At 62.2% G+C, this 12,012-nt stretch carries 13 protein-coding genes; 10 read left to right on the forward strand and 3 right to left on the reverse strand.

The window, feature by feature from the left end; genetic code table 11:
* Positions 1-87: 87 nt before the first annotated feature.
* Positions 88-726, reverse strand: coding sequence for a TetR/AcrR family transcriptional regulator (locus NKI21_RS16095; RefSeq protein WP_013530908.1), 639 nt, complete (start codon positions 724-726; stop codon positions 88-90).
* A gap of 121 nt (positions 727-847) precedes the next feature.
* Here NKI21_RS16095 and NKI21_RS16100 point away from each other — a divergent pair, with 121 nt between their 5' ends.
* From NKI21_RS16100 to NKI21_RS16115, 4 genes are all read left to right on the forward strand, one after another.
* Complete coding sequence (locus NKI21_RS16100; protein WP_352866255.1) at positions 848-2,098, forward strand: Zn-dependent hydrolase; 1,251 nt, start codon at positions 848-850, stop codon at positions 2,096-2,098.
* 279 nt (positions 2,099-2,377) lie between these two features.
* A complete protein-coding gene (locus NKI21_RS16105) occupies positions 2,378-2,743 on the forward strand; it encodes an endonuclease domain-containing protein (RefSeq protein ID WP_127296053.1) in 366 nt (121 codons plus the stop codon).
* A gap of 81 nt (positions 2,744-2,824) precedes the next feature.
* Complete coding sequence (gene hydA / locus NKI21_RS16110; RefSeq protein WP_352866258.1) at positions 2,825-4,276, forward strand: dihydropyrimidinase; 1,452 nt, start codon at positions 2,825-2,827, stop codon at positions 4,274-4,276.
* A 38-nt stretch (positions 4,277-4,314) separates the two neighbouring features.
* The gene (locus NKI21_RS16115) at positions 4,315-4,650 is read left to right on the forward strand and encodes a hypothetical protein (RefSeq protein WP_245273279.1); all 336 of its coding nucleotides are present in this window, start codon (positions 4,315-4,317) and stop codon (positions 4,648-4,650) included.
* 35 nt (positions 4,651-4,685) lie between these two features.
* Here NKI21_RS16115 and NKI21_RS16120 read toward each other — a convergent pair whose 3' ends face one another.
* Entirely contained in the window at positions 4,686-5,090 is a 405-nt protein-coding gene (locus NKI21_RS16120) for a cupin domain-containing protein (RefSeq protein WP_127296050.1), read from the reverse strand.
* A 127-nt stretch (positions 5,091-5,217) separates the two neighbouring features.
* Between NKI21_RS16120 and NKI21_RS16125 the strand changes: the two genes are divergently transcribed.
* The 4 genes from NKI21_RS16125 (at position 5,218) to NKI21_RS16140 (ending at position 9,421) form a co-directional block, all read left to right on the forward strand.
* Positions 5,218-6,009 carry an ABC transporter ATP-binding protein gene (locus NKI21_RS16125; protein ID WP_127272369.1) on the forward strand — a complete coding sequence of 264 codons (792 nt, stop codon included), beginning with the start codon at positions 5,218-5,220 and terminating at the stop codon, positions 6,007-6,009.
* A 370-nt stretch (positions 6,010-6,379) separates the two neighbouring features.
* The gene (locus tag NKI21_RS16130) at positions 6,380-7,258 is read left to right on the forward strand and encodes an ABC transporter permease (RefSeq protein ID WP_352722500.1); all 879 of its coding nucleotides are present in this window, start codon (positions 6,380-6,382) and stop codon (positions 7,256-7,258) included.
* Complete coding sequence (locus tag NKI21_RS16135) at positions 7,255-8,409, forward strand: ABC transporter permease (protein WP_352866262.1); 1,155 nt, start codon at positions 7,255-7,257, stop codon at positions 8,407-8,409. Before NKI21_RS16130 ends, NKI21_RS16135 begins: the two co-directional genes overlap by 4 nt.
* 40 nt (positions 8,410-8,449) lie before the next feature.
* Positions 8,450-9,421: an ABC transporter substrate-binding protein gene (locus NKI21_RS16140; protein WP_013894623.1), complete on the forward strand. Its 972-nt coding sequence runs from the start codon at positions 8,450-8,452 to the stop codon at positions 9,419-9,421.
* A 50-nt stretch (positions 9,422-9,471) separates the two neighbouring features.
* Here NKI21_RS16140 and NKI21_RS16145 read toward each other — a convergent pair whose 3' ends face one another.
* Positions 9,472-9,930: an Lrp/AsnC family transcriptional regulator gene (locus NKI21_RS16145; protein ID WP_352733805.1), complete on the reverse strand. Its 459-nt coding sequence runs from the start codon at positions 9,928-9,930 to the stop codon at positions 9,472-9,474.
* A 125-nt stretch (positions 9,931-10,055) separates the two neighbouring features.
* On the opposite strand from NKI21_RS16145, the gene NKI21_RS16150 reads away from it, so the two are divergent.
* Together NKI21_RS16150 and NKI21_RS16155 are read left to right on the forward strand one after the other, a co-directional pair.
* Complete coding sequence (locus NKI21_RS16150) at positions 10,056-11,339, forward strand: cystathionine gamma-synthase family protein (RefSeq protein WP_352866266.1); 1,284 nt, start codon at positions 10,056-10,058, stop codon at positions 11,337-11,339.
* Positions 11,340-11,486: 147 nt separating this feature from the next.
* Positions 11,487-11,930, forward strand: coding sequence for a CHRD domain-containing protein (locus tag NKI21_RS16155; RefSeq protein WP_352443077.1), 444 nt, complete (start codon positions 11,487-11,489; stop codon positions 11,928-11,930).
* Positions 11,931-12,012 lie beyond the last annotated feature (82 nt).

Raw genomic sequence — 12,012 nt, forward strand, 5'->3', positions numbered from 1 at the left:
TGGAGGAGAGGGTCGCCGCGAAGCGGGCGGGTGGGGTCGGCGCGGCAGCGCGCCGACCTGATCTTTTGCTGCAACGAACGGTTACAGTCAGGCGGGCAACGCGCCGATCCCGGTCAGGATCACCCGCTTGATATTTTCCTTGGCTTCCCGCCATTGCCGGTCGGACAGCGGCTTGCCGCCATTGAGCGTCTCGATCTGGTGACCGAAATCGGCGTAGTGCTGGGTCGTAGCCCAAAGCATATAGAGCAGATGGCGCGGATCCACCGGGTCCATCTTGGCTTCCTCGATCCAGCGCCTGATGATCTCGACGCGGCCGTCCGTCCATTCGCGCAGCGTCGATTCCATATAGTCCTGAAGCACCGGCGCACCGTGCATCACTTCAGAGGCCCAGACCTTCGAGCCGTCAGGATGGCGGCGTGATATTTCCATCTTGGCGTCGATATAGGCACTGATGCCGTCTATGGGTCCGCGCGCCGCGTCGAAGCAATTGGCCGCCTGTAGCCAGATTTCAAAGATGTTTTGAACTACCGACCGGTAAAGCTCTTCCTTGGTGGCGAAATAGTAGTGGAGATTTGCCTTCGGCAGTCCCGCCAGATCCGCGATCAACTGCATCGTGGCGCCGCCGAACCCTGCCTCCGCAAACACCTTCTCGGCAGCGACGAGAATGGTTTTTTCATTCTCTCGTCGGATCTCCTGTCGCCGCATGGGGCGGGTGGGTTCTGCCATGTCTACCCCAAGATTCTAGTTGACCGCTTGGTCAGGTTGTGTAGTTTAAAAGCTGACCATACGGTCAAGCTGTAAATCACTCAAGGGGCGACAAGAACCCTGGTGTAGATGGGAACTCAAGATGGCCGCACCCGGCGAGAATCTGCGAATCAATTCAGACCGTTTGTGGGATTCCATCATGGAGATGGCGAAGATAGGCCCCGGCATTGCCGGCGGCAACAATCGTCAGACCGTGACCGACGAAGACGGCGAAGGGCGGCATCTGTTCAAGCGCTGGTGCGATGCGGCCGGGCTCGAAATGGGCGTCGATGAAATGGGCACGATGTTTGCGCGCCGCGAAGGCACCGATCCCAGCCTGCCGCCGGTCTATGTCGGCAGCCATCTCGATACGCAGCCGACCGGCGGCAAGTATGACGGCGTGCTCGGCGTGCTGGGTGGGCTTGAAGTGGTGCGCTCTCTCAACGATCTCGGCATCAAGACCAAACATCCGATCGTCGTCACCAACTGGACGAACGAGGAGGGCTCGCGCTTCGCGCCGGCGATGATGGCGTCCGGCGTGTTCGCCGGCGTGCTCGACCAGGCCGATGTGTACGGGCATGTCGACAAACAGGGCAAGAAATTCGGCGAGGAACTCGAGCGCATCGGCTGGAAAGGCAGCGAGAAGGTCGGCGACCGTAAGATCCACGCCTTCTTCGAACTGCATATCGAACAGGGTCCGATCCTCGAGGACGAAGATATCGACATTGGTGTCGTCACCCATGGCCAGGGCCTTAAATGGCTGCAGGTGACGCTGACCGGCAAGGAAGCCCACACGGGCTCGACGCCGATGCCCAAGCGCCGCAATGCCGGGCTCGGCATGGCGCGGGTGATCGAACTGGTGCACGAGATCGCCATGGACTACCAGCCCGATGCCGTCGGCGCCGTCGGCCACATGGAGGTCTATCCCAATTCGCGCAACATCATTGCCGGGCGCACCGTCTTCACCGTCGATATCCGCTCGCCGGAAAAGGAAGTGCTGGACGCGATGGACGGCCGCATCCGCGAAGGCATCGACATGATCTGCGATGCACTCGACATCCGCTACGAGATCGACCAGGTCGGCGCTTTCGATCCGGTGACCTTTGATGCCGGCTGCGTCAAGGCGATCCGTGATGCCGCCGAACGCCTCGGCTATTCCCACCGCAACATCGTCTCCGGCGCCGGCCACGACGCCTGCTGGATCAACCGCGTCGCGCCCACCGCCATGGTGATGTGCCCTTGCGTCGATGGCCTCAGCCACAACGAGGCCGAGGAGATCACCAAGGAATGGGCTTCGGCGGGCGCGGACGTTTTGTTCCACGCGGTGGTGGAGACGGCGGAGATCGTCGGGTGAGAGGTCGGCGCTGTACCCCCACCCCTAACCCCTCCCCACAAGGGGGAGGGGGACCTCCGTTGGTGCTAATCTTGGCAAATTGTCTACGTTTCCACACCGAGAGGAAAGTTTGGGCTCGCGGCAGCGTTCCCTCCCCCTTGTGGGGAGGGTTAGGGTGGGGGTCCACCTTCGCAAGAATCCTTTTTATGCATTCTTTCAAAGGCTTTGAACGTCGGGCTGTGATAGCGCGACGCCAAGTCTCCCTCCCTTGCGGGGAGCGATTGAGGGTGGGGGGTACTCTTGGCACCGACCGGAATTGATCCTGCTGCTATCGAACGTGCCAGGGTCCTGCGTCGGAACATGACGGAAGGCGAGCGGAAGCTCTGGTCCGAGTTGAAGGAGTTCCGTCGCCTATACGGTTTACACGCCAGAAAGCAGGCACCGATCGGCCCTTACGTTGCTGACTTTGTTCTGCATGAGAAGAACCTCGTTATCGAGGTGGATGGAGAGCATCACTTCACGCCGGAGCAAATGGAGAAGGATCGGACACGCGACGCATGGTTTGGCCGACAGGGCTATCGTGTATTGCGGTTTTCGACCGGAGATCTGGCGAACTCTTTCGATGGTTGCATCGAGGAGATATTGGGAGAAGTTGGAGTCATGTAGCGCCGCCGCTTCGGTCCTGAACCGATCTGAAACACTACCGAGACGCTCGTAAGAAGCGCGGCAAGAACAAGGGAACAACCAATGACCAAAGTCATCCGAAACGGCACCATCGTCACTGCCGACCGCACCTGGAAGGCCGATGTGCTGATGCAGCACGGCAAGATCGTGGCCATCGGTTCGGGCCTGCATGGCGACCACGAGTTCGATGCCACCGGCTGCTATATCATGCCGGGCGGCATCGACCCGCACACCCATCTCGAAATGCCGTTCATGGGCACCTATTCGGCCGATGATTTCGAATCCGGCACGCGCGCGGCGCTCTCCGGCGGCACGACGATGGTGGTCGATTTCTGCCTGCCGGCGCCGCAGCAGTCGCTGCTCGAAGCCTTGCAGATGTGGGACAACAAGACCTCGAAGGCGTCCTGCGACTACTCCTTCCACATGGCGATCACCTGGTGGGGCAAGCAGGTGTTCGACGAGATGGCCACTGTCGTCGACAAGGGCATCACCTCGTTCAAGCATTTCATGGCCTACAAGGGCGCGCTGATGGTCGACGACGACGAGATGTATGCGTCGTTCCAGCGCTGCGCCGATCTCGGCGCGCTGCCGCTGGTGCATGCCGAGAATGGCGACGTCGTTGCCGCCCTGTCGCAGAAGCTGCTGGCTGCCGGTAACAACGGCCCCGAGGGCCACGCCTATTCACGGCCACCCGAAGTGGAAGGCGAGGCGACCAACCGCGCCATCATGATCGCCGACATGGCCGGCGTGCCGCTCTATGTCGTGCATGTCTCCTGCGAGCAGAGCCACGAGGCGATCCGCCGGGCGAGGCAGAAGGGCATGCGGGTGTTCGGCGAACCGCTGATCCAGCACCTGACGCTGGACGAGAGCGAGTATTTCGACAAAGACTGGGATCATGCGGCGCGCCGCGTGATGAGCCCGCCCTTCCGCAACAAATTGCACCAGGATTCGCTGTGGGCGGGCCTGCAGGCGGGCTCGCTGCAGGTGGTGGCGACCGACCATTGCGCTTTCACCACCAAGCAGAAGCGCAACGGCGTCGGAGATTTCACCAAGATCCCGAACGGCACCGGCGGGCTCGAAGACCGCATGCCGGTGCTGTGGACCACAGGCGTCAACACTGGCCGGCTGACGATGAACGAGTTCGTCGCGGTGACCTCGACTAACATCGCCAAGATCCTCAACATGTATCCGAAAAAGGGCGCCATCGTCGAAGGCGCGGATGCCGACATCGTCGTCTGGGATCCCAAGCGAAAGAAGAAGATCACTTCTAAGCAGCAGCAGTCCGTCATCGACTACAACGTGTTCGAAGGGTTCGAGGTGACCGGTCTGCCGCGGTTCGTGTTCTCGCGTGGCGAACTGTCGATCCAGGAGGCCGAGATCAAGGCCAAGCCCGGGCATGGAGAATTCGTCGGCCGCGAGCCGAATGCGGCGGTCAACCGGGCGCTGTCGACGTGGAAGGAAATCTCCGCGGCGCGCAAGGTGGAACGCACCGGCATCCCGGCGACCGGGGTTTGAGCTTGGCGCGTTCGGCCGCGCTCATTTCGTTGGTCCTGATGGCAACTGCCTCAGGTCCGGCAGCAGCGGACGGCCTACTGGCCGGCTCCTGGGGCAATGATGTCGGCTGCGCCGGCGTCAAAGCCGGTTATCAGGAGAGCGATGCCTATATCGTGCTGACCGCCGAAGGCGTCGAGACCTATGGCAGCGGCTGCCGGTTCACACAGCAATTGACATCGGTGCTGGGCGCGCAATCGCTTGGCGCGACCTGTTCGGCGGAAGGCGAGGCGGGAACGACAATCGAAACCGTCATGGTCACCAACAAGGGGGAGGATGGTTTCTTCGTCACCATCCCCGGCCTTGAGGAAATGGGGCCGCTGCAATTATGTTCGTGACGGTGCCGATGGCGGCCATTCCGTCGATGCTGGCCTCACGCGACCAGCGCATCCAGTTCCGGCAGCAGGACGACGCTTTCCTGTTCGTTGGGATCGGTGCGCGCAATGACGGCCGAAGACGGGGCGCTGCTCAGATTGGCCGGCAGATGCGGCACGCCGGCGGGAATATAGAAAAGGTCGCCGGCCTTGGTGACGATATGATGCTCGAGCCGGTCGCCGTACCAAGTGTGGACTTCGCCGGAGAGCACATAGATCGCCGTCTCGTGGCTCTCATGCATATGCGCCTTGGCGCGCGCGCCGGGCGGGATGGTGAGCATGTGCATGCAGATGCCGGAGGCGCCGACGGTTTCGGCGGTAATGCCGGCGAAATAGGTCAATCCCTGCTTGCCTTCATAAGTGCTTTCAGGGCGGATAAGATGACAAGTGGGTTTGGGCGACATCGGGGAAACTCCGGGCGTCGATCGAGTGGGACAAGACCAATGGGACAGGGCGAGTGGAAAACAACATCGCGATAAAAGCAATCGGATTCCAGCCGCCGCAGGGACGGAAACAGGCAGGCGGCAGCCGATGACGGGGACTTCGCCAGCCGTCGTCGCGGCAAGCAAACTCGGACTGACCTTCCAGACCAATGACGGGCCGGTGCAGGCGCTGTCCAATGTCGATCTCACCATCGGCAAAGGGGAGTTCGTCTCCTTCATCGGGCCTTCGGGCTGCGGCAAGACCACGCTGCTGCGCGTCATCGCCGATTTGGAGAAGCCGACCTCGGGGACGATTTCGGTCAACGGCATGACAGCAGAACAGGCGCGCGAGAAACGCGCCTATGGCTATGTTTTCCAAGCCGCCGCGCTGTTTCCCTGGCGGACGATCGAGCGCAATGTCGGGCTGCCGCTGGAGATCATGGGTCTGTCCAAGGCGGAGCAAGGCGAGCGTATCAAGCGCACGCTCGAGCTCGTCAACCTCTCTGGCTTCGAGAAGAAATATCCCTGGCAGCTCTCGGGCGGCATGCAGCAGCGCGCCTCGATTGCCCGTGCGCTGGCCTTTGATGCCGACCTGCTGCTGATGGACGAGCCGTTCGGCGCGCTGGACGAGATCGTGCGCGATCATCTCAACGAGCAATTGCTGGAATTGTGGGGACGCACCAACAAGACGATCTGCTTCGTCACCCACTCCATTCCGGAGGCCGTCTATCTGTCGACGCGCATCGTCGTCATGTCACCGCGCCCGGGCCGCGTCAGCGACATCATCGAATCGACGCTGCCGAGAGAGCGGCCGCTCGACATCCGCGAGACGCCGGAGTTTCTGGCGATCGCAGCGCGCGTGCGCGACGGGCTGCGGGCAGGGCACAGCTATGATGATTGAGGGAGCAAACGACGGGCTCCCTCCTCTCCCCACCGGGGAGAGGGTGGCCGGAGCGAAGCGGAGGTCGGGTGAGGGGGCGGCCACCCGCGCCTTCGTCATCCTAGGGCGGAGCCGATGCGAAGCGGCGAGCGCAGACCCTAGGATCCATGCCGTGACGTCTGCCGAAAGGCCAAAACGGTTGAGAATATCGGCCAAGCAGGGCGAGGCAGAGGGGATCATGTTCGGCACCGTTGCGGAGCGGAGAGGTAACGGCATGGATCCTAGGGTCTGCGCCGCGTCGCTTCGCTCCTTGCTTCGCCCTAGGATGACGAACGCGTGGTGGGTCGCTCGCGTTACGCAGAGCGCACGCCTGTCCGGCGAGGCCTGCTAGATGGACACCTTCCGCGACAAACTCATCCCCGTCACCTCGATCCTCGCCGGCGTGGTCGTGCTCTGGTATGTTTTCGCCGTCATCCTCAACACGCCGTTCCAGCGCGATCTCGACCGCCGTGCCAATGAGACCTCCACGTTCAGCCAACTCATCGGCAAGACGCTGTCGCAGCCGAAGCCGACATTGCCGGCGCCGCACCAGGTGGCGGTGAATTTCTTCGAGAACACCTTCCTGCGGCCCATCACTTCGAACCGCAGCCTCGTCTACAATGCCTGGGTGACGCTGTCGTCGACACTGCTCGGCTTTGCCTTCGGCACTGCGCTCGGCATCATCATTGCGGTCGGCATCGTGCATGTGGCAACGCTCGACCGCAGCCTGATGCCGTGGATCATCGCCTCGCAGACCATTCCTATCCTGGCAGTGGCGCCGATGATCATCGTCGTGCTGGGGGCGATCGGCATCAGCGGCCTGATCCCGAAGGCGATGATCTCGACCTATCTGTCGTTCTTCCCGGTGACTGTGGGCATGGTGAAGGGGCTGCGCTCGCCCGAGATCATGCATCTCGACCTGATGCACACCTACAATGCCAGTCGTGCGCAAACCTTCTGGAGATTGCGCGTGCCGGCTTCGGTGCCGTTCCTGTTCACCTCGATGAAGGTGGCGGTGGCGGCAAGCCTGGTCGGCGCCATCGTCGGCGAACTGCCGACCGGCGCTGTCGCCGGCATCGGTGCCAAGCTTTTGGCTGGCGCCTATTACAGCCAGTCCATCGACATCTGGTCGGCGCTGGTCGCCGGTTCGGTGGTGGCCGCACTTCTGGTCATGGTGGTCGGCATTGCCGGGCGCCTCGTCGACCGCGCCATGGGCGGGAGGCCGGCATGAACTGGCTGAAACCCTCCTGGCAAGCGGTGCTGGCGATCGTGTTGTGCCTGATCGCGGTGGCGCTCGGCGCGATCGCCGTGCCGAAAGTGGATGCACTGGCGCAGCCCGCAGGGACGTTGATATATCCCTATGCGGCGACGAACTGGCTGATCTTTGGCGTGCTGCTTGTCGCCGCTTTGATCTCGATGGCCAGAATACCGTCCATCGTCGAAGCCGTTGTGCTTTTCATCGGCGCGCATCTGGTCGCCTGGCTGCTGATTGGCGGCATCGCCGGCTTCGAAGGTCTGGCGCGGGCGCCGTATTTCCTGCTGCTCGCGGCCGCATGGCTGCTTGGCTGGCGCTGCGTGGCGGTGCTGTCGTCGTTGCGTCCTTTCGCCAAATGGGCGCGGACCGCGTTGCGCCTGATCATCCCGGCCATCTTCGGCGCCTGGATACTGATCATCTGGGAAGCGGTGACGCGCGGGGCCGGCATACCCTTCATCCTGCTGCCGCCGCCAAGCGCGATCGGCGCACGCATTGCCGGTTCGCTGCCGGTGCTCGGCGCCGATGTCCGCCAGACCATCTTCAAGGCGGTGATCTTTGGCTATGTGGTGGGCAGCGGCGCCGGCTTCATCACCGCGGTTCTCGCCGACCGTGTGCCGTTCCTGCGGCGCGGGCTCTTGCCTATCGGCAACATGGTCTCGGCGCTGCCGATCATCGGCGTGGCACCGATCATGGTGATGTGGTTCGGCTTCGACTGGCAGTCCAAGGCGGCGGTGGTCATCATCATGACCTTCTTCCCGATGCTGGTGAACACGGTCGCCGGCCTTGCCGCCTCCGGCCACATGGAGCGCGACCTGATGCGCACCTATGCGTCGGGCTACTGGCAAACCCTGCTGAAGCTCAGGCTGCCGGCAGCAGCTCCCTTCATCTTCAACGCGCTGAAGATCAACTCGACGCTGGCGCTGATCGGCGCCATCGTCGCCGAGTTCTTCGGCACGCCTGTCGTCGGCATGGGCTTCCGCATCTCGACCGAGGTCGGGCGGATGAACATAGACATGGTCTGGGCCGAAATCGCAGTTGCAGCACTTGCGGGTTCGGTCTTTTATGGCGTGGTCGCTCTTGTCGAAAGAGCCGTCACGTTTTGGCATCCCTCTGTCCGTGGTGGATAGGGGCGGTGGGTTTAGGGCACTAACTTCAGAGGGTAAAAGAATGAAAAGACTGATTATTCCCGTTCTGGCCGGCGCGATGTCGCTCGCCGCGTTCCAGGCAATGGCCGCCGACAAGGTGACGTTGCAACTGAAATGGGTCACGCAGGCCCAGTTTGCCGGCTACTATGTCGCCAAGGCCAAGGGTTTCTATGAGGCCGAAGGTCTCGACGTCGACATCAAGCCGGGCGGTCCCGATATCGCGCCCGAGCAGGTGATCGCCGGCGGCGGCGCCGATGTCATCGTCGACTGGATGGGCGGTGCGCTGGCTGCCCGCGAAAAGGGTGTGCCGCTGGTCAACATCGCCCAGCCGTTCAAGAAGGCAGGCATGGAGCTGGTCTGCCCGAAGGACGGCCCGATCAAGACCGAAGCCGACTTCAAGGGTCACACGCTCGGTGTCTGGTTCTTCGGCAACGAGTATCCGTTCTACGCCTGGATGAACAAGCTCGGCCTCAAGACCGACGGCGGCCCGGACGGCGTCACCGTCTTGAAGCAGAGCTTCGACGTGCAGCCGCTGATCCAGAAGCAGGCGGATTGTATCTCGGTCATGACTTACAACGAGTACTGGCAGTTGATCGACGCCGGCTACAAGCCCGAACAGCTGACCGTGTTCAACTACTCGGCCATGGGCAACGACCTGCTCGAGGACGGGCTCTATGCGTCCGAAGACAAGCTCAAGGATCCGGCCTTCGAAGACAAGATGGTGCGTTTCGTGCGCGCCTCGATGAAGGGCTGGAAATACGCCATCGACAACAATGACGAGGCCGCGGGCATCGTCATGGACGGCGGCGGCCAGGATGAGAACCACCAGAAGCGCATGATGAGCGAAGTCGCCAAGCTGATCGACAATGCCGACGGCAAGCTCGACCCGGCGACCTACGAGCGCACCGCCAAGGCGCTGCTCGACCAGAAGATCATCACCAAGGAGCCGACCGGCGCCTACACCACTGCCATCACCGACAAGGCCGTGAAGTAAGCCTAGTCGGCAACACATCTATCCAGAAAGCGGCGCCTCCGGCAGAAATGTCAGAGGCGCCGTTCTTTTATGGTGTTCATGACGAAGCTGGTTTCGATCGAGGCGACGCATTTCAGCCGCGCGATCTTTTCCTTGATGAAGCGCTCGTACTGCTCGAGGCTTCCCGTCACCACCTTCAGCACATAATCGCGCGAGCCGGTGACGAGGTGGCATTCCAGCACCTCTTCCCAGCCGCGTATCGCGTCCTCGAACATCACGATCTCGTCCTCGTTCTGGCGGCTGAGCCGGATGGTGGCGATGGCGACCATGTTCCAGCCGAAGGCTGAGAGATCGACCAGCGTGGTGTAGCCTCTGATAATTCCGGTTTCCTCCAGCCGCCGCACCCGCCTCAGGCAGGGCGACGGCGACAGGCCGATCCGCTCGGCAAGCTCGTTGTTGGTGATGCGGGCGTCTGCCTGCAGTTCGCGCAGAATCTTGCGGTCGAAATCGTCGGCTATCTTCTGCTGCAAGTTCGGTCTCTCCGGGCAATTTGTTGCGGGAATGCAGCCATGAGAGCCCAAAAATAGCAAGGACTGGTGGAGCAGGATCGCATAAATTGCCGTTCAATATTTCACTCGAACAGGCAGGAAACATCATGACCGCGCCACGCCCGTCGAAAACCCATATCGGCAACCACAAGCTCCACCCGGAGACGCTGATGCTGAGCTATGGCTTCGATCCGCAGCTTTCGGAGGGCGCGGTCAAGCCGCCGGTGTTCCTGACCTCGACCTTCGTGTTCAAGTCGGCGGAAGAAGGACGCGACTTCTTCGATTACACCTCCGGCCGCAAGGAGCCGCCGAGCGGCACGGCGTCCGGCCTGGTCTATTCGCGCTTTAACCATCCCAACAGCGAGATCGTTGAGGACCGTCTGGCAATCTATGAAGGGACGGATGCCTGCATCCTGTTTTCATCGGGCATGTCGGCGATCGCCACGACACTGCTCGCCTATATCAAGCCGGGCGACGTCATCCTTCATTCGCAGCCGCTTTACGGCGGCACCGAGACGCTTTTGACGCGCACGCTCTCCAGTTTCGGCATCGGTGCTGTCGGTTTCGCGGACGGCGTCGACGAGACGGCGGTGCGCACGGCCTCCGACGCCGCCGTCGCGAAGGGCCGCGTGTCGGTCATCCTGATCGAGACGCCGTCAAATCCGACCAACAGCCTGGTCGACATCGCGCTGATGCGGAAGATCGCCGACGAGATCGGCGCGAGCCAGGGGTCGACGCCGATCGTCGTCTGCGACAACACGCTGCTCGGCCCGGTGTTCCAGCGGCCGATCGAACATGGCGCCGACGTGTCCGTCTATTCGCTGACCAAATATGTCGGCGGCCATTCCGACCTGATCGCGGGCGCCGCCATGGGCGGCAAGGCGGTCACCAAGCCGATCAAGGCGCTGCGCGGCGCGATCGGCACGCAGCTCGACCCGCATTCCTGCTGGATGCTCGGCCGCTCGCTGGAGACGCTGTCGATCCGCATGGAGCGGGCCAACGACAATGCGCGGCTGGTCGCCGAATTCCTGCGCGACCATGCCAAGGTCGAGAAGGTGCATTACCTGCCGTTCCTGGGCGAGGACACGCCGGCTGGTCGCACCTACAGGGCGCAATGCACTGGTGCCGGCTCGACCTTCTCCTTCGATATCAAGGGCAGAGAGAAGGCGGCTTTCGCCTTTCTCAACAACCTGCAGATCTTCAAGCTGGCGGTGAGCCTGGGCGGAACGGAATCCTTGGCCAGCCACCCCGCGGCCATGACGCATTCGGGCATACCCTTCGAGGTGCGCGAGCGCATCGGCGTGCTGGAGACCACGGTCAGGCTGTCGATCGGCGTGGAGCACCCGGACGATCTGATCGCCGACCTGACGCAGGCGCTGGCGGCGGTCTGACGCTCCCCGTATCCGGGGTATCGCGCGGTCCATTAGTTTGCACGTAAGTGTTACTCGCGCGCAGCCATTCGCTCTTATAAGCGTTGTGCCGATACATCCGCGCGCCGGGGAGCCGTGGCTGGATGTCATCAGCAAACGGAGATCCTCATGCGTATCCAATCCTTGGCGCCGATGCTTTCGGCACTGGCCATCTCGGCGTCCTTCCTTACGGCAGCGCCGGCCCTGGCCGAGACGGTGAAGCTGAAAGCGACGCTCGACGGCGCCCAGCAGAACCCGCCGGTGACCACAAAAGGCAAGGGCACCGCAGCTCTTACCTTCGACACGGCCACGAAGAAACTCAGCTGGAACGTCAAATATTCCGGCCTCAGCGGGTCGGCGACCGCCGGGCATATTCACGGCCCAGCCGCGATGGGTGAAAACGCCGGGGTGGCGATCCCGTTCAAGGGCAAGCTCAAGAGCCCGATCAAAGGGTCGGCCGTGCTGACCGACGCGCAGGCCGCCGACCTGATGGGCGGCAAGGATTATGTCAATTTGCACACGGCAGCCAACAGGGACGGCGAAATCCGCGGACAGATCGAGGCCGCGAAATAGAGCGATTCCTATTTTGAGAGAATCGTAGGATTCCCAAAGCCGGATGTTTGTGATTCAAGATGCTGGCTGGATTGGAGGCCAG

Origin of the sequence: Mesorhizobium sp. M0715 (genome assembly GCF_040320355.1) — a bacterium.
GTDB lineage: Bacteria > Pseudomonadota > Alphaproteobacteria > Rhizobiales > Rhizobiaceae > Mesorhizobium.

Coding starts and splice junctions, on each gene's coding strand:
- NKI21_RS16155 (WP_352443077.1), top strand. CDS start 11,487: ATGCGTATCCAATCCTTGGCGCCGATGCTTTCGGCACTGGCCATCTCG.
- NKI21_RS16140 (WP_013894623.1), top strand. CDS start 8,450: ATGAAAAGACTGATTATTCCCGTTCTGGCCGGCGCGATGTCGCTCGCC.
- NKI21_RS16100 (WP_352866255.1), top strand. CDS start 848: ATGGCCGCACCCGGCGAGAATCTGCGAATCAATTCAGACCGTTTGTGG.
- NKI21_RS16130 (WP_352722500.1), top strand. CDS start 6,380: ATGGACACCTTCCGCGACAAACTCATCCCCGTCACCTCGATCCTCGCC.
- NKI21_RS16120 (WP_127296050.1), bottom strand. CDS start 5,090: ATGTCGCCCAAACCCACTTGTCATCTTATCCGCCCTGAAAGCACTTAT.
- NKI21_RS16115 (WP_245273279.1), top strand. CDS start 4,315: ATGGCAACTGCCTCAGGTCCGGCAGCAGCGGACGGCCTACTGGCCGGC.
- hydA (WP_352866258.1), top strand. CDS start 2,825: ATGACCAAAGTCATCCGAAACGGCACCATCGTCACTGCCGACCGCACC.
- NKI21_RS16095 (WP_013530908.1), bottom strand. CDS start 726: ATGGCAGAACCCACCCGCCCCATGCGGCGACAGGAGATCCGACGAGAG.
- NKI21_RS16125 (WP_127272369.1), top strand. CDS start 5,218: ATGACGGGGACTTCGCCAGCCGTCGTCGCGGCAAGCAAACTCGGACTG.
- NKI21_RS16135 (WP_352866262.1), top strand. CDS start 7,255: ATGAACTGGCTGAAACCCTCCTGGCAAGCGGTGCTGGCGATCGTGTTG.
- NKI21_RS16150 (WP_352866266.1), top strand. CDS start 10,056: ATGACCGCGCCACGCCCGTCGAAAACCCATATCGGCAACCACAAGCTC.